The sequence below is a fragment of the Pseudoalteromonas sp. P1-13-1a genome (genome assembly GCF_001401875.1).
GTDB lineage: Bacteria > Pseudomonadota > Gammaproteobacteria > Enterobacterales > Alteromonadaceae > Pseudoalteromonas.
Map to the genome: position 1 here is coordinate 114,069 of NZ_LKDV01000005.1, position 15,820 is coordinate 129,888.

13 protein-coding genes are annotated in these 15,820 nt (G+C 42.0%); 8 read left to right on the forward strand and 5 right to left on the reverse strand.

What is annotated here, in order from left to right; genetic code table 11:
• Position 1: 1 nt before the first annotated feature.
• From AN391_RS05655 to AN391_RS05690, 8 genes are all read left to right on the forward strand, one after another.
• Positions 2–808, forward strand: a complete 807-nt coding sequence (locus AN391_RS05655) for a DUF547 domain-containing protein (RefSeq protein ID WP_055014492.1) — start codon at positions 2–4, stop codon at positions 806–808.
• Positions 795–2,072: an ABC transporter substrate-binding protein gene (locus AN391_RS05660; RefSeq protein ID WP_055014493.1), complete on the forward strand. Its 1,278-nt coding sequence runs from the start codon at positions 795–797 to the stop codon at positions 2,070–2,072. Before AN391_RS05655 ends, AN391_RS05660 begins: the two co-directional genes overlap by 14 nt.
• Positions 2,069–3,823: an ABC transporter permease gene (locus tag AN391_RS05665; protein WP_055014494.1), complete on the forward strand. Its 1,755-nt coding sequence runs from the start codon at positions 2,069–2,071 to the stop codon at positions 3,821–3,823. Before AN391_RS05660 ends, AN391_RS05665 begins: the two co-directional genes overlap by 4 nt.
• Before the next feature lie 22 nt (positions 3,824–3,845).
• Positions 3,846–4,484 carry an ATP-binding cassette domain-containing protein gene (locus AN391_RS05670; protein ID WP_055014495.1) on the forward strand — a complete coding sequence of 213 codons (639 nt, stop codon included), beginning with the start codon at positions 3,846–3,848 and terminating at the stop codon, positions 4,482–4,484.
• A gap of 27 nt (positions 4,485–4,511) precedes the next feature.
• Complete coding sequence (locus AN391_RS05675; protein ID WP_055014496.1) at positions 4,512–5,156, forward strand: CDP-alcohol phosphatidyltransferase family protein; 645 nt, start codon at positions 4,512–4,514, stop codon at positions 5,154–5,156.
• Positions 5,149–5,940 carry a sterol desaturase family protein gene (locus AN391_RS05680; protein ID WP_055014497.1) on the forward strand — a complete coding sequence of 264 codons (792 nt, stop codon included), beginning with the start codon at positions 5,149–5,151 and terminating at the stop codon, positions 5,938–5,940. The genes AN391_RS05675 and AN391_RS05680 overlap by 8 nt, the downstream gene beginning before the upstream one ends.
• Before the next feature lie 403 nt (positions 5,941–6,343).
• Positions 6,344–9,004: a glycoside hydrolase family 16 protein gene (locus tag AN391_RS05685; protein WP_055014498.1), complete on the forward strand. Its 2,661-nt coding sequence runs from the start codon at positions 6,344–6,346 to the stop codon at positions 9,002–9,004.
• 66 nt (positions 9,005–9,070) lie between these two features.
• Positions 9,071–12,004 (forward strand): TonB-dependent receptor, encoded by a 2,934-nt coding sequence (locus AN391_RS05690; protein WP_055014499.1) that lies wholly within the window; start codon positions 9,071–9,073, stop codon positions 12,002–12,004.
• Positions 12,005–12,316: 312 nt separating this feature from the next.
• Here the strand turns inward: AN391_RS05690 and AN391_RS05695 are convergent, their stop codons facing one another.
• The 5 genes from AN391_RS05695 to AN391_RS05715 all read right to left on the reverse strand — a co-directional run bounded on the left by AN391_RS05695 (position 12,317) and on the right by AN391_RS05715 (position 15,769).
• A complete protein-coding gene (locus tag AN391_RS05695; protein WP_055014500.1) occupies positions 12,317–12,616 on the reverse strand; it encodes a hypothetical protein in 300 nt (99 codons plus the stop codon).
• Between the two features lie 485 nt (positions 12,617–13,101).
• A complete protein-coding gene (locus tag AN391_RS05700; protein ID WP_055014501.1) occupies positions 13,102–13,467 on the reverse strand; it encodes a hypothetical protein in 366 nt (121 codons plus the stop codon).
• Between the two features lie 135 nt (positions 13,468–13,602).
• A complete protein-coding gene (locus tag AN391_RS05705; protein WP_200910091.1) occupies positions 13,603–14,532 on the reverse strand; it encodes a hypothetical protein in 930 nt (309 codons plus the stop codon).
• Between the two features lie 629 nt (positions 14,533–15,161).
• The gene (locus AN391_RS05710) at positions 15,162–15,395 is read right to left on the reverse strand and encodes a hypothetical protein (RefSeq protein ID WP_055014502.1); all 234 of its coding nucleotides are present in this window, start codon (positions 15,393–15,395) and stop codon (positions 15,162–15,164) included.
• A complete protein-coding gene (locus AN391_RS05715; protein ID WP_055014503.1) occupies positions 15,392–15,769 on the reverse strand; it encodes a hypothetical protein in 378 nt (125 codons plus the stop codon). The genes AN391_RS05710 and AN391_RS05715 overlap by 4 nt, the downstream gene beginning before the upstream one ends.
• Between the last annotated feature and the right edge of the window lie 51 nt (positions 15,770–15,820).

Below are 15,820 nucleotides of genomic sequence, written 5' to 3' on the forward strand. Positions count from 1 at the left end.
TATGTTTAAAACACCTTTAAAAGCGCTCTTATTAGGGTCTGCTTTGCTTGCAACATCGTTTGCGAGCAATGCCCAAAACATGCACGACAGCTGGAATGCGTTATTAAACAATCATGTTGTAGCTATTAATCATGGCCACAGCACAGAGGTTGATTATGCAGCAATTAAAGCTAAGCACAGCGAGCTTAAAACCTATTTAGATTCGTTATCGGCGGTTACGCAAAATGAGTTTGATAAATGGGAAAAACCAAAGCAGCTGGCGTTTTTAATCAACGCATATAACGCCTTTACTGTTGAGCTTATATTAACAAAATACCCAAACCTTAAATCGATTAAAGATTTAGGCAGTTTTTTTAGCTCACCATGGAGCAAAGAGTTTGTGCCATTACTTGGTAAAACGCGCAGCCTTGATGATATAGAACATGGTTTAATACGTGGCAGTGGTAAATACAACGATCCACGTATTCACTTTGCTGTAAATTGTGCAAGTATTGGCTGCCCTGCACTTCGTGAAGAAGCGTATACTGCTGATACATTAGAAGCACAACTACAAGAGCAAACGGTACGTTTTTTATCAGACACAACCCGTAATATAGCGCAAGATAACACGCTCAGTGTGTCTTCAATATTTAAGTGGTACGGCGATGATTTTGAACAAGGTTTTAAAGGTGCAAACACATTGCAGCAGTTTTTTTTGCAACACCCTAAAGCACTTAACTTAACCCCTGCACAGCAAATAGCCCTTAAAAACGATAACATGAAGATTAAGTTTTTAGATTACAACTGGGATTTAAATGCTCGCCAATAAATTATGGCAAACATTATCGCGATACAGCTTATGCTGTGTCGCGTTTTGCATTTGCCTAGTTATTAGCTTTAAAAGCCTAGCAAGTACACAATTACAAAGCCGTTGGCAGCAAGTTGAAAGCTTAGGTAAAAACCAAAGCGTGTATTTTTATGCGTGGGGCGGTGATGCGCAAATAAATGCGTATATCCAATGGGCTGCAAAACAAGTAAAAGCTAAATACAACATTAACTTAGTACACGTAAAGCTCAGTGATACCAGCGAAGCTGTAAGCCGCGTACTGGCCGAAAAATCAGCAAATAATAACGATAAAGGCAGCGTAGATTTAATTTGGATAAACGGTGCTAACTTTTCCACCATGAGCGAGCACTCATTATTACTTAAACAATGGGCTAATAAGCTGCCTAATTTTAGCTACACCGACCCTAGCAATAACCCTGCGGTTAATTTTGATTTTGGAATACCCACTAATGGAATGGAAGCCCCTTGGGGCCAAGCTTCGCTCACCTTTTACTACGACAGTTTAGCAATTGACGGCACTGCCAATAACACACTACCCACAACCTTAAACCAATTGCTTAGCTGGAGCGCACAAAACCCAGGGCGCTTTAGTTACCCCAAACCCCCTGATTTTTTAGGCATGAGCTTTTTAAAATACGCGCTTGTTATGCTACATCAACAAAGTGATGACACACTTAAAGCGCAGTTAAATCAGCCTGCTACAGCTAAAAACACAGCCCAAATATTAAGTCCATTATGGGACTTTTTAAATAAGCTGCACCCAACACTTTGGCGCGGTGGCAAACACTTTATGCAAAGTGGCGCGCAAATGCGCCGTTTAGTAGGCGACACCGAGCTAAGCATCGCGTTTACGTTTTCTGCGCCCGAAGTACCTGCCGCCGTTAAACGTTATGATTTACCAAAAAGTATTCGCAGTTATGCAATGCAAGATGGCAGTTTAACTAACACCCACTTTGTGGCTATTCCTTATAATGCAAGCCACCAGCAAGGTGCGCAGTTAGTGGCTAATTTTTTATTAAGCCCAGAGGCGCAAGCTCAAAAACAAAAAGCGCATATATGGGGCGATAAAACAGTACTTATTCAATCAACGCTAACACCACAGCAACAAGCCTTATTTAAAACAACGCAACCACACCCAAGCGCGCTGCCTTTAAATAGTATTAAACGCACGCTTAGCGAGCCACACCCAAGCTGGGTAAACGCTATTATGCAAGGGTGGCAAGCGCGTTATGGAGTAAACCAATGAGCGTTATTTCAAAAAGTGTAGCTGTAAATACTAAAGCAACAACGCATTGCAGCACTGATATGTTCACCCGCATTGTAAAATTAAGCCCACGCTTTTTACTGGCATTGCTAATTTTGCCTGTAATAGGCGGTTTAATCAGCGTGCTATTGCCCGCTTTTGGCTATGCACCGGTACTTGAGCATACAACGTTTGGCCTACATGGCTTTACTATGCTTATGCAAACACCCGGCCTAACACATATGGTGATGCTAAGTGTTGGCACCGGATTAATAAGTACCTTACTTGCCTTTGTCATTACGTTAATGATTTTAGCGGCATTTTTTAATAGCCCGTGGCTTAACCGTATTCAACGTTTACTGAGCCCAATATTGGTAATACCCCACGCGGCAGCGGCTATAGCCGTTGGTTTTTTAATTGCTCCTTCGGGTATGATCTCGCGTTTAGTATCGCCGTGGTTAAGTGGTTGGGAGCTTGCCCCTAACGGCATGTTTCCGCATGACTCGTTTGGCATTAGTATAATTTTAGGGCTAACGCTTAAAGAGCTGCCTTTTTTACTGTTAATGGCGCTAGGTGTGCTTGCCCAACCTGAGCTTGGCAAAAAGCTGCGCCAGCAACATAAAGTAGCGCTTAATTTAGGCTACTGCCCTATGACTGCTTTTTTTAAAGTAATATTGCCAAGCCTTTATCCATTACTGCGCCTACCCATTTTAGCCGTATTGGCTTATGCCAGCGCAAGTGTAGAAATGCCTCTTATTCTAGGGCCAAATACCCCGCCAACACTTGCCGTGGCGATTATGCACTGGTTTAACGATGTAGATTTAAACCTGCGTATTAAAGCGTCTGCTGGGGCGTTATTGCAGCTTGTGCTTACTGCTGGATTGTTAGCATTTTGGCTTGGCGGCGAAAAAGCGATAAAAGCATTATTTAATGATTTACTCACCAATGGCGAGCGAGAATACGGCGGCATTTATTGGCAAAAAATAACGACCGTCCTTACAGTATTTGTAATTAGCTTTATATTGCTCTCGTTAATTGGCTTGATTATGTGGTCTGTCGCTGGTTTTTGGCGCTTTCCGGCGGCTTTGCCTGAGCAGCTTACGCTACTTCACTTTAAAAGCGCGCTAATGCAAATGCAAAGCCCGCTTTTTAATACCCTTGCTATAGGGTTAGTAACAACGTTATTTGCCATTATAATTACGCTTTTGTGCTTAGAGTCAGAGCAATTAAGTGCCAAACCCATGTCGCGCTTTACCAGCTTAATTATTTATTTACCGCTGCTTGTGCCAAGTATTGCGTTTTTATTTGGCCTAGTGTGGCTGCAACAACTAGTCAATAACCAAGCCGCGTTTTTTAATGTGGTATTTACCCATTTATTGTTTGTACTGCCGTATGTGTTTTTATCGCTTGCGAGCAGTTATAGGCGATTAGACCCTCGCTTTGCTCATGTAGCAGCAAGCCTTGGCGCAACACCCTGCAAAGTGTTTTTACAAGTAAAATTACCCCAGTTATTTGCCCCTATTTTAATTGCGGCCGCACTTGGTTTGGCCATTAGCTTTGGCCAATATTTACCTACACTTTTAGCCGGTGGCGGGCGCATAGCAACCATCACAACCGAAGCGGTTACCCTTGCAAATGGCGCAAGTAGGCGTACCAGTGCGGTGTATGCCATTATGCAAATGGCATTGCCACTCATTGGCTTTATACTGGCGTGGGTTTTACCTAAGTACTTTTTTAAAAGCGCACATCGCTAACCCATAAATTAAAAGGTTTTTAATGCAGTCATCTTTAGAGATTAAAAATTGTGAGCTTTATCGTCAACACGAGCAATTACTAAGCTTAAACGAGCAGGTAAAAGGCGGCGAAATACTTACTATTATGGGGCCATCAGGCAGTGGTAAATCAAGTTTATTAAACTGGCTTACCGGCACATTACCCAGCGGCTTTAGCGCAAATGGCGAAGTGTGGCTTAACGGCGAAAATATTAATAACTTACCCGCACATTTACGCCACATAGGCGTGCTTTATCAAGATGCGTTATTATTTTCGCATTTGTCGGTAAGCGGTAACATTGCCTTTGCTATGCCTAAAGGCAATAAAAAACAGCGCCTTGAAAAAATAGAGCACGCCCTTGAACAAGTAGGATTGAAAGGCATGGCTAATCGCCACCCCGACAACCTCTCTGGTGGGCAACAAGCCCGCGTTGCTTTACTGCGTATGCTATTAAGCGAGCCAAAAGCTATTTTGCTTGATGAGCCCTTTAGCAAGCTCGATACCCAATTAAGAGTAGATACGCGCGAGCTGGTTTTTAACCAAGTACGTGAGTATAAACTGCCCGCTATTCTGGTCACCCACGATCATAGCGATGCAGAGGCCGCAAACGGCAAACTGATCACCTTAAATTTAGCCAAGTAAACGCACAAAAAGCACAAGGCACTAAGCATGTTAGACAAATACATCACCCCAGTAATAAAGCCATTGTTAACCCCTGTTGTAGCGTTAGTGCACAAGCGCGGTATAACGCCCGACCAACTCACTGTGGCAGGCTTTTTAATAGGGCTATTAGCTGTGCCATTAATTGCATATGAAATGTGGTACGCAGCGTTAGCGGCTATTGCTTTAAATCGTATTTTAGATGGGCTAGATGGTGCATTGGCACGATATGCAAATTTAAGTTCAAGCGCTGGCGGTTTTTTAGATATTACCCTCGACTTTTTATTTTACGCGGCAATTCCGCTTGGCTTTATTTTGGCAAACCCCGAGCAAAACGCGATTGCAGGTGCGGTATTATTGGCCACCTTTATAGGCACTGGCTCAAGCTTTTTAGCCTTTGCCATTGCAGCCGAAAAATTTAAGCTCGATAAGCCCCAGTTTAAATACAAAAGCTTTTACTATTTAAATGGCTTAACCGAAGGCACAGAAACCATAGCGCTGTTTATTGCTTTTTGTATTTGGCCGCAGCACTTTACCATAATGGCGAGTATTTTTGCCACTGCATGCGCTATTACCATTTTTACACGTATACATGGTGGGTATAACACGTTAAAACGCCAAGAAGCTGATGAGGTTACACAAGCCAATGAGTAATGAAATTTGGTGGCGACTAGGATTCTTTTTTAGCATTTTGGTTATTATGATGCTGCTAGAATCGCGCATGCCTGCACGTAAATCACCTATAAAAAATAACACCCGATGGTTTGCTAATTTTGGGCTGGTGTTTGCTTCATCATTAATTGCGCGCTTAAGTGTGCCAATAGGCTTAACTGCCGTCGCGCTTTATAACCAAGAGCACGGTATCGGTTTATTTAATCAAATAGCCATACCAAGTAGTGTTGCTATTATTTTAAGCATATTACTGCTTGATATACTTATTTATTGGCAGCACCGGCTATTTCACCAGGTGCCTATTTTGTGGCGCTTGCACCGTGTACACCACGCCGATGCGCACGTAGATACCAGCACAGGTTTGCGTTTTCACCCTATCGAAATTGTGCTCAGCATAGTTATAAAATTGATTGCCGTTACCGCTTTGGGTGTACCCGCTATTGCTGTATTAATATTTGAAATAGCACTTAACGGTTTAGCGCTGTTTAACCACGCAAATATACGCTTACCACAAGCTATAGAAAAACCACTTCGATTAATTTTAATGACCCAAATACTGCATCGTATTCACCATAGCCAACGTGTAAGCGAAACCAATTCAAACTACGGATTTAGCGTTATTTGGTGGGACAAACTGTTTGGTAGTTACAAAAATGAAGCGCAAAAAGCCGATAACAACATCGATATTGGCTTAAAAGAATACCCAAGCCAAAAACAAAATGCCTCCCTTTGGGCGTTGCTCATTATGCCTTTTAAAAATAACTAGCCTGTAACTATATTTTACCTGCTTACACACCGTAAGCAGGTGAAATAACGCAATATAATCTTACAAATGTACCGATTAAAAACCCGGTTAATGACTCTCTTACTCCGCTAAGTGCGCTTTAAAAATGTTGCATACTAGCTGACCAAAACCTAGAGTAAAAATACAACCCCATGATTAAACTACTATTTTAATAAATAGCCGGCTTGGTAAACTGGTCTTACCGTAAACTAAATGTAAATAAAGTACACAAATATGTTGACCATTTACGTAGCGCGCAACATTATTTGTAAGCGCTTACAAAAACACATGGCAAATGTAAGCGCTTACAAAAAAATGAATAGAGTTCTTTTAAATAAGTTTAAGCACACATTCTGACAACATTCTGTGAAACCGGGGTTCAGCTATGAACATTGAAAAAACACACATTGCTCGCTTACTGGCTGCTATTTCATTAGCATCTTTAGCAGGCTGTGGTGGCGACTCTGCCACAACATCTAATTTTGAAAATATCGACGCTTCTGAGCCAGTTTCAGATTGGCAATTAGTTTGGAGCGACGAGTTTGAAGGCTCAGCCATTGATACTAACAAATGGAACTTTGAATTAAACTGCGATGGCGGTGGTAACAACGAAAAACAATGTTACACCGACAGCGAAGAAAACGCCTTTATACAAGACGGTGTGTTAAACATTGTTGCCCTACCAGCGACAGAAGGCGCTGAAAAGCCCTACACCTCTGCGCGTTTAAATACCCGCTATAATGCTGATTTTACTTATGGCCGCTTTGAAGTACGTGCAAAGCTACCTTCGGGACAAGGCAGCTGGCCTGCATTTTGGATGTTACCAACCGATGAAGAATACGGTACATGGCCACGCTCAGGCGAAATTGATGTTTTAGAATCAGTAAACCTAAAAACTGCTGACGAAGATGGCGGTGTTGAATCAAGCATTCATGGAACATTGCACTATGGCCGTGCATGGCCAGATAACAGCTACACAGGCCAAGAATATAAATTTCCGGAAGATAGCAACCCAGCAGATGATTTTCATACTTACGCAGTAGAATGGCAAGAAGGTGAAATACGCTGGTACGTTGATGGCTACCTATACGCCACACAGCGCCAATCAGAAGTACGCACTAATGCCAATGGCGAAGCGGTAGGCCTTGCTCACCGCGGTTGGTTTGCAGAATATTTCGAACAAGGCTCTGGGGAGCTTGAAACCCACTGGGATAGCGCACCTTACGATAAAGACTTTCACTTATTGTTAAATTTAGCCGTAGGTGGCGACTGGCCAGAAAATGTAAATGAGTTAGGCGTAGATGCCAGCGCATTTGAAAACGGTCAAACGTTTGCAATTGACTACGTACGCGTTTATCAATGTGCATCAAACCCAGATACCGGCAAAGGGTGTGAAACTATTCGCCCAGGTTACGATAGCCTAGACGATGCCCTGCTAGAGGGCGAAGCGCCTATTCCTAGCCCGCCATCTACCGGTATTGCGACCCCATTAACTATTTTTGGCGACAGCTTTAACCCTAACTGGCCAGCATGGGATTGTTGTGGTGGCTCTACACCTGCAATTGTAAGTGATGAAGTACAAGGCGACGTTGTTGAATTTACAATAGGCAGCGAGCCTACAGTAGTTGGTTTTATTAGCCGCGATGCGTTTATTACTGACGAAAACGGCGCTGCAACGCCTTTTGATGCATCACCTATGCTAGAAGAAGGCTACGTACGCTTTAAAATGAAAGTAACAAGCGCACCAAGCGTGCCAGACACACCTTGGTTTGTAAAACTTGAAAGCACAGAAGCCTCAACCGATGCAGATATGCCGCTTACAAGTAGTGTTGAAGGCCAAGCACCTGTAGTGGGTCAGTGGCAAACCTACACATTTTTACTTTCTGACCTTGCTGACTTAGATTTGGACGTAAGTGCAATTGACGTACTTATGGTATTTCCTGAGTGGGGCACGGGCGAAGGCGCAACCTTTCTAATTGACGACGTTGAAATTACACAAGACAACCTAGGCGCATCACCAGAGCTAACCATTTTTGAAGATGAGCAAAACCTAGCATGGCCAATGTGGGATTGTTGTGGCGGCTCAACACCTGTTGAAGCAATGGACGATGAAGAACACGGTTTAACTGCCGAGTTTAGTATTGGTGCAGAGCCTACAGTTATGGGCTTTAACAGCCGTACTGAAGCAGGTGGTGCAGGTGAATCATTTGATGCTAGCAGCATTTTAGATGAAGGCGTTATTCAGTTTGACCTAAAAGTAACATCTACTCCAAGCGACCCTGCTACACCGTGGTTATTTAAAGTAGAAGCAAATGGCGCAACATCGTTTGCAGAGCTTGAACTAACGCAAAGTGTTGAAGGTGTAGCGCCAGTAACTGGCGAGTGGCAAACTTATACATTTAAGTTATCAGATCTCGCAGGTGCAGGCCTTGATGTAAGTGCAATTGATGTACTTATGATTTTTCCGGCATGGGGCGCAGGTGAAGGCGCGGTTTACCGTGTAGATAACGTTAAAATTTACAACCCTAATGCAGCGCCATTTGCCTCTGGTGAACTAAACGTATTTACAGATACAGTCGCCGATCAGTGGAGTATTTGGGATTGCTGTGGCGGCTCTACACCGACTACAGAAACCGACGATGATCAGCACGGCGCAGTGGCACAGTTTAGCATTGGTACAACACCTACTGTAATGGGCTTTTTAGCCGATGAAGACGTATCGTTTGATGCATCAGCCCTGTTAGAAAATGGCGTTGTACAGTTTGATTTAAAAGTAATAACAGCACCCTCAAATGTAGATGCTCAATGGTTATTTAAAATTGAATCAATTGGCGCTTCAAGCGCAGTAGAGCTGGCATTAAATCAAAGCGTTGAAGGGCAAACACCGGTTACAGGTGAGTGGCAAACATACACCTTCCCTATTGGGCAACTGTTTGATGCGGGCCTAGATATTAGCGCTATAAACGTGATCATGGTTTTTCCTACGTGGGATATGGGCAACGGCGCACTATACCGCATAGATAACGTGATTATCGCGAATCCATAAAAACACACTACAATAGGCGCATGGCGCCTATTGCTACACAACAACATTTTATAAAGCAGAGCTATTATGAACACATTCAATTTTAAAAAGAGCCAACTTGCGGCTTCTGTGTCTCTTATCATTGCTGCGAGCACGTTAAATACGGCTATTGCCGCCGAAGCAGACACAGCAGCATCTCCTGATGTAGAAGTTATTGAAGTAAAAGGTATTCGTGGTTCACTTATTCGTTCTATGGATATGAAGCGAGACTCATCGGGCGTAGTAGATGCCATTTCAGCAGAAGAAATGGGTAAATTTCCAGACACCAACTTAGCAGAATCATTACAACGCATTACCGGTGTATCGGTGAGTCGTGCAAACGGTGAAGGTAGCCAAATTACCGTACGTGGTTTTGGCCCAGAGTTTAACTTAATTACGTTAAACGGCCGCCAAATGCCAGGCACAGGTTATACGCGCTCGTACAACCTTGAAAACATTGCTTCTGAAGGCGTAAGTGCTTTAGAAGTATTTAAAACAGCGCGCGCCGATGTACCAAGCGGTGGTTTAGGTGCTACGGTAAACATTTCTACTGCGCGCCCTTTTCAAAAGCCAGGTCAAAATTTTTCAGCCACAGTTAAAGCAAATCACGACTCATCAAACGAAGCCGGTGATGATGTAACGCCTGAGCTTTCTGCTGTTTATAGCAACACATTTGCAGATGACAGATTTGGTTTTGGTTTTTCGTTTTCGCACCAAGAACGCGACTTTCAAAAACAACGCGCCAATATCCAAGGTTGGCAAGCCAATGTTGATTTACCTGAATTAGATAGCAGTAACGTTGTTGATAACCGTACAGACCCATCAGGTAACTACTACTTCCCTAAAGACATGAACTACTCTATTGAAGATGTAGAGCGTGAACGTACTAACGGCCAAGTTACTTTTCAATTTGAACCGGTTGATGGCTTTGTAGCCACACTTGATTACACAGCAAGTAAAGCGGTTACGGGATCCGAAAGTATTGGCTGGGGTATTTGGAACGACTTTGGTAGCAATATTAATGGCTACGAGCTTGATGAAAACGGCACCGCTGTTTATGCCGATATTAGCGGTAATGATGCCTCGTTTACAGCCAACAAAGGCACCACAGAAGTAAAAGCACGCTCTATTGGTTTAAACCTAGAGTGGGAAATTAACGACACATGGCACGTTGAGCTTGATTACCATGACTCTAAAAATGAAACCGATAACGGCGCCGACAGCGGGCTAGGCAGTACTGGCCAAGTTATTTTAGGCTCTGATCAGCTAGCAAACAAAATTTATGATTACCGCACAGGCGAAATCCCAAGTGCTCAAGTTAACTGGTTAAACGGCACAAGCGAATTAACGCCAGGCGAAATTGACTCTAACTTTAGCCAATTTACGCACTCGCCGGGTGAATCAAATATTGAGCAGTTGCAACTACACACCACGTGGTACAACGAAAACTTTGATATTGGCCTGGTTAAAGTAAAATTTGGTGCATCACGCACTGAGCAAAACACCGGCGGTTACACTGCATGGAGTGGCTTAGTGGGTGGCCCTGGTTTTAACCCATCGTACACAGAAATATTCCCAGACAGCATGTTTACTCGCCAGGATACATCAGGCCTTTTAGATCAATTTGATGGCGGCGGCAGCGACTTACAACCAAGCTACTACTACACCTTTGATTTTGATGAAGCCGTAGCTCGCCAAATGGCTTATTTAACAGCAGATGTAACCGGTGGCGATGCATACGCAGCCAACGCTTACATGGATGGTATTGATAGCGAAAGCTACGTAGAAGAAATCACAAACAGCTTTTATATTCAATCAAGCTGGGAGTTTGACGTAAGCGATTACTACGTAAAAGTAAACGCAGGTCTACGCTACGAACAAACAGATGTGACCAGCACAGTACGCCAACGTGTTGAAGAGCAAGTAAACTGGATCAGCGCATCAGAGTGGATAATGCAATATGCAGCCGGCGGCGATGATAACTTCTTAGAGCAGCAAGGCGATTACGACATACTATTACCGTCAATCGATGTAAGTGTTGATTTAACCGAAGACGTTGTAGCCCGTGTTTCATGGGGTAAAACTATGTCGCGTGCACCACTGGGTGATTTAGCCGGTGGCCGTAGCTTAACAGGCAGCCCTAAACCAGGCTCGCGCACGGGTAGCCAAGGTAATACAAACTTACTACCGTTTGAATCAACCAATCTCGACTTATCACTAGAGTATTACTACGCAGAAGGCAGCTATGCCTCTGTTGGTTACTTTAAAAAAGACGTAGATAACTTTATTCAAACCACCATTACGCAAACCACAATTGAAGGCCTATACGACATTTTAAACGGCCCGCGTTACTTACAAGCTGTGAGCGACATTGAATCGCGCGGCGAGCAAGCAACTACCGACGCAATTTTTGCGCAAATGATCAGCAATGGTTATGGCAATGCGAATGGCGTTATTGAGCCAAATAGCGATGACCCACTTATGGTATGGAACATAAGCCAGCCACAAAACACCGACAGCAAATCGGTAGATGGTTTTGAAGTGGCTGTTCAGCACTTAATTGGCGAAACCGGCTTTGGTGTAGGTGTTAACGCCACGTTTGTAGATGGCGATGTAGAATTTGATAGCGAAAGCCTAGACCAACAAGCGCCGCTTACAGGTTTAAGTGACTCTGCTAACTTTCAAGGCTTTTACGAAAAAGACGGCTTATCGGTTAAAATTACTTACGCATGGCGCGACTCGTACTTAATTGGTGTTGGCCAAGCACAAGGCTCAGCCGATGCACCACCGCAATATGCTAAAGCCTACGGCCAATGGGATATGAGCGTAAACTACGATGTAAACGAAAACGTAACCGTATTTTTTGATGGCATAAACTTAAATAATGCCACCGAAGAAGGCTACGGCCGTTACGAAGAGCAGTTTTTATTTGCTAATCAGTACGGCCCACGCTACTCAATTGGTGCCCGTTACACGTTTTAAATTATTCCCTAGTTAGAATAGTTAAGCCGCTTGTTTTAACAAGCGGCTTTTTTATAACGCTTTTATTTGCTCAAGCAATACATTAGTTGTCCAATCAATGCCGTTATATGCCACATCGTGCTTATAAAAATCCCCTGCCCCATGTAGCGCATAATACAGTGATTGTATTTTGTTTTAACCAAGCCTAATTGCAATTACCACAAAACAACTAGTCTATTTTTTAGGCAAAAATCTAATGCATATTTTACTAAACTGCAAAGTTAAGATGGGTGCTTCGTTTATTTTTACCTAAATGCCAGCTCTAGAGATTGCTTAATGCTTGAGTAGACGAATCCATTCATCGGGGTTTGCTAAAATAAAGTCATAAGTATCTTCATTATCTAAAGTGATTGTTATGGCATCGCTTGTTAGTGGTAAAATGCCTGCGCCTGTCCCTGCTGACTTTTCAATTTTTACGATTGCGCTTCGTGTAAAAGTATGAGGCCCTAAACCAGCACTTTCATTGTATGGCTCAAAACGTACTTCACCTTGCGTTACATAAAATTTACCATCGGCTTTTGCAACACCACTTTGATACGTAGCGGTAGATGATTTGAGTATTTTATTGTTCATTCGGCGTTCCTGCTAATAAATAAAATGACTTTTATAAAATGTATCCACTTTAATAAGTTATATAGTTTTATGTGTTAAGGCAATTAGTTTGTACCCAAAAAAACAAATTATGATGACACCTACTTTATTTAACCAATTAGAATCTGGGCATCAAAAAACGCAAAGTTTGGATGGGTGTCTTGTTAATTCTTTCTCTGAATTTTTTTAACTAAAGGTACTATCGCTAAAGCTAACAATACGGCAAGAAAAAAGCTCACAAACGTATTACCAAACACCCACCTAAAAAAAACTCCTGAAAGAGACAAAACAAAAGCTGACCAAAGCCATGGATTTATATTCTGCATACTATCTAAAGCACCTCATAACACCCTGCTTAGGGGCGGAAACACATGGGCTATAATTTGGATCGAAGCGACGCAGCCCATGTGTTTGCGTCCCAGCGAACGAAGTGAGTGTGTTGATTGGGTTATTAGGTACGTGCATATTTAAACCACTACCCTAGGGGCTTTATCATGAAAGCCCAAGTATAATTTTTTGAGATTGTCTGGCACGAGAGGCCAGCCACGCTCAATACCTTCTTTTGTACCTTTCCAGAATAAGTGCTCTGTATAATATACATCTATGTATTCGAATTCTGCTTTGGTTGCCGTATCTAATTTTTCGCTCATGTACTGCAACTGTTCTAATGCTTCTTCTAAATTACCTTGATTAAACAAAATGGTTGTCAAATTTGCGAACTCTTCCATTAGGAATGTGAGTGCCCATTTTTCATGTTTTTCCATGAGAGGCACAACGTCGGGAAATTTAGTGCGGATTTCCTTTAAGAACTGTCTTATCTCTGATTTGACCATTAATTTCTCAGAAGCACCTAACGCCCTGTTAAGGTGTGAGCAACGCAATACCGAAGCTCCCGCATACCACCTTAAACACTAAAACCAACGCATGGTGAAAATGCCACGTGTTGCAAATCACTCTTAAACAGTTTGTTATGCGCCTGTACCGCCGAACATATCAATGATTTCTAGCTGTTGCTTTTCTTTTGCTCGTTTTTCAAGATATTCTTGCCTTTCTTTTTCAAGCCTTTCTTTCTCAATCTCAGCGTATTCCTTGATGCTAGCTTTATCTAGATTTAGTAAATACTTTTCAAATACCTCGATTGTCTCCACAGAGGATATAACATCTTCCGTCGTCGGTTCGATGCGGCCATGTGCAGCCATATTTCTTAATCGACGTGCTTCGTTAAAACGTTCACTAAGTGCGTTTGGTACGACGACACCAAATTTTTCCCAACGCCCATTGACTAAGTCTATTGTTGAAGGACGACGACGTAGGAAATTTAAGCTTGTTTTCTCTGCAAATTCTTCGATTTCTTTTTCAATGTAAGTCCAAGCAGAGAGCAATGCACCCAATGGGTGTATTTTTGCTAAATCTTTAAGTTTATCTAGCTCTTGATCATTAGTTGGGTCATTTAGCTTATATTCTAGCAAGTCTGATTCGTCAGCGAATTGATTGATAACTTCATCGTATTCCTGATCGTAATGAGTTTTAAGCACCTCTCGAAAAAAGTTCTCTGCGATATTCATATAGAAAATGCTAGTCAATTCGTTTGGTGAACCGAAGCGATGCTGTAGAGCATTTCTTTCATCTATCAAGAGCTCTATTTTGTTCAGCAGAGGTAAGCTTATTGATTTATCTTGCAAGACCTTAAGGCAACCTTGGATAGTAATTGTTTCTTTGGGCCCTTTGTATATTGATTCACCAGCGTCAAGCACTAAGTCTTTTAAGACTAGTTCTACAGCATTTGCTAAATGCAAAATTAGCAATTTTCGATCTAATTCTTTCTTACCATTGTAGTGGGTTATAGAGTGACCAAGTAACTCCATAGCGCTCTGAAATAAAGGTGATTCTATCGCCAAATCTTATTCCTCATAAATTACCATCCATCCTCTTGGGGCGCATAACAACTTCGTCTACAACATTTGTCGTTTTATAAACCAATAAATGCCCCTATATTACGATGTTTTTATCTTAGCCAGCAAATAACCACCTGTAAACAATTGGTTAACTATAAAGAAATTTCCATTAATGCTGTAACACACCAAAATGGGGGAGATCAGTAATATCCGACAATGCATAAATCACTGCACATTTTTAGAGCCGCTTTTTATAAAAAGTTAATATCATAAAGTCCTTTTTTAGCGCAAGTGATGAATTATTTAACGCGATTGGTATTGTACTTATATATTACAACACATTTAAAGTAGCCTTGTGAGCACTGTGAATAAAAGCACGTTGAAATAAAAAAACTCTAAATAATAAAGAAAACAAATTATGATGACACCCACTTTATTTAACCTATTTAGAATCTAGGGATTCGTAAGTTGCAAAGTTTAAGATGGGTGTGGATTATTGTGCTTTGTAATTTATTTATCATTACGTTCATACGAAAACTGGTAGCGATCATGAATTCAATGGTGAGATATGGTGTCATCTGAAACCCTAAATGGGTTCAAATTAGATATTGACACCAAACTTACTTTTTAATTTATAACTCATCCCGCGAAAAATCAGTTATACTATCTCCGAACTGACTGATAGCTCTCTCCTTCAAAGGGTTTAGTAACAAGCGCAGCTCAATTAAATCATTGCCTACATCAGCAACCTCATCTGAGTCATCTGACGTTTCACATATTTTTGCCATTTCTTGTTCAAGTGCTATGAGACCCTCTAGCACGTATTTTAGCTCTGATCCTGCAAGTTCAAGCTTGAACTGACTCATACAACCTTTCCTTCTTTCTTAAATACTCGAGATGCTTTTAGAGCCATTTCCTCAAGAAGCCCCTTGAACTTATCAACCGGCATATTCCGAGTGGGAGAAATACAGTAATGGTGTGGCTTATCCTGAACCATCTTCAATCCATGAGGCGGCTGGGTATTCGGTGGAAACCTCCAAACCCAACCAGTCATTGGTGCATTGTTTATACCTTCTATATCGAAAACGCTGATCCCTTTTCCATTTGCGATAATAACCTTAATTCCATTTACGGTTGTAACATCAACATCACGAGCTCGAACATTCGATAGACGAGGACTTGAAGCATTTCCGAGGCGGAAAAGCTCTTCAGGTAGGATGTAAAATTCTTTTGGGTACATAGTGATCTCCATATCGTTGATAAAAAGTTAGTTACTCTCTCTGAGGCCTTT

What these genes read in the sequence shown, in the direction of transcription:
- AN391_RS05700 (WP_055014501.1), bottom strand. Translation starts at nt 13,467, where the DNA reads ATGGTCAAATCAGAGATAAGACAGTTCTTAAAGGAAATCCGCACTAAA.
- AN391_RS05680 (WP_055014497.1), top strand. Translation starts at nt 5,149, where the DNA reads ATGAGTAATGAAATTTGGTGGCGACTAGGATTCTTTTTTAGCATTTTG.
- AN391_RS05690 (WP_055014499.1), top strand. Translation starts at nt 9,071, where the DNA reads ATGAACACATTCAATTTTAAAAAGAGCCAACTTGCGGCTTCTGTGTCT.
- AN391_RS05710 (WP_055014502.1), bottom strand. Translation starts at nt 15,395, where the DNA reads ATGAGTCAGTTCAAGCTTGAACTTGCAGGATCAGAGCTAAAATACGTG.
- AN391_RS05695 (WP_055014500.1), bottom strand. Translation starts at nt 12,616, where the DNA reads ATGAACAATAAAATACTCAAATCATCTACCGCTACGTATCAAAGTGGT.
- AN391_RS05660 (WP_055014493.1), top strand. Translation starts at nt 795, where the DNA reads ATGCTCGCCAATAAATTATGGCAAACATTATCGCGATACAGCTTATGC.
- AN391_RS05675 (WP_055014496.1), top strand. Translation starts at nt 4,512, where the DNA reads ATGTTAGACAAATACATCACCCCAGTAATAAAGCCATTGTTAACCCCT.
- AN391_RS05665 (WP_055014494.1), top strand. Translation starts at nt 2,069, where the DNA reads ATGAGCGTTATTTCAAAAAGTGTAGCTGTAAATACTAAAGCAACAACG.
- AN391_RS05670 (WP_055014495.1), top strand. Translation starts at nt 3,846, where the DNA reads ATGCAGTCATCTTTAGAGATTAAAAATTGTGAGCTTTATCGTCAACAC.
- AN391_RS05655 (WP_055014492.1), top strand. Translation starts at nt 2, where the DNA reads ATGTTTAAAACACCTTTAAAAGCGCTCTTATTAGGGTCTGCTTTGCTT.
- AN391_RS05715 (WP_055014503.1), bottom strand. Translation starts at nt 15,769, where the DNA reads ATGTACCCAAAAGAATTTTACATCCTACCTGAAGAGCTTTTCCGCCTC.
- AN391_RS05685 (WP_055014498.1), top strand. Translation starts at nt 6,344, where the DNA reads ATGAACATTGAAAAAACACACATTGCTCGCTTACTGGCTGCTATTTCA.